The sequence below is a fragment of the Bacillus sp. 522_BSPC genome (genome assembly GCF_001076885.1).
In the GTDB taxonomy this organism is placed as follows: Bacteria; Bacillota; Bacilli; order Bacillales; family Cytobacillaceae; genus Niallia; species Niallia hominis.
The window spans coordinates 162-454 of record NZ_JVDT01000177.1 but is presented as its reverse complement, the minus strand read 5'-3'; the positions used below and the strand labels follow the sequence as shown (position 1 = coordinate 454).

Genomic DNA, 293 nt, shown 5'->3' with positions numbered 1-293 from the left:
TTGCGCTTAACACCTTTATTTGCAGCTTTTATACTTTTACTTGCGACTTTTTCACCTTTACTTGTAGCTTTTACACTTTTACTTGCAACTTCTTCACTTTTACTTGCGACTTTCACATCTTTACTTGCGCTTCCCACCTTTACTTGCAACTTTCCCACTTTTCTTGCAACTTCTTCACTTTTACTTGCAACTTTCCCACTTTTACTTGCAACTTCCCCACCTTTACTTGCAACTTTCTCACTTTTACTTGCAACTTTCTCACTTTTACTTGCAACTTTCTCACTTTTACTTGC

1 protein-coding gene is annotated in these 293 nt (G+C 36.9%); it reads right to left on the bottom strand.

Going from position 1 to position 293, the window contains the following annotated elements; genetic code table 11:
- Positions 1-293, bottom strand: a 293-nt coding sequence (locus ADJ83_RS27005) for a hypothetical protein (RefSeq protein ID WP_204375771.1), incomplete at both ends; no start/stop codon positions are given.